Source organism: Rhodococcus sp. IC4_135 (assembly GCF_011602025.1).
GTDB lineage: Bacteria > Actinomycetota > Actinomycetes > Mycobacteriales > Mycobacteriaceae > Rhodococcus_F > Rhodococcus_F baikonurensis.
In genome coordinates this window covers 1-255 of sequence record NZ_JAAOLG010000167.1, presented here as the reverse complement: position 1 = coordinate 255, position 255 = coordinate 1, and the positions used below count along the sequence as shown (strand labels likewise).

Sequence of the window (255 nt, the reverse complement as noted above, 5' to 3'; positions counted from 1 at the left end):
TCCACGAAGTGGTCAGTGTGGTAACCCGACCCGACCTTCCGTCCGGGACCGTGGTCGAGGTCTTGCGCCCGGGTTATGGAGAGGACGGGCGACAGTTGCGGCCCGCCGCGGTGGTCGTCAGCCGCCCAGAGGGGTGAGCACCGATGGCCCGTGACTACTACGAAGTACTCGGCGTACCGAAGGGCGCCGGCACCGACGAAATTCAGCAGGCGTACCGCAAGCTTGCCCGCAAGTACCACCCCGATGTGAACAAGG

Annotated in this window: 2 protein-coding genes; both read left to right on the top strand. The window is 65.5% G+C overall.

Annotation, left to right across the window (positions count from 1 at the left end; all coding sequences use genetic code 11):
* The coding region (gene grpE / locus G8767_RS35485) for a nucleotide exchange factor GrpE (RefSeq protein ID WP_166814333.1) at window positions 1–137 on the top strand (137 nt) is incomplete at its 5' end.
* A gap of 6 nt (window positions 138–143) precedes the next feature.
* Window positions 144–255 (top strand): DnaJ domain-containing protein (locus G8767_RS35480; RefSeq protein ID WP_166814331.1); only part of this gene is annotated, 112 nt, incomplete at its 3' end.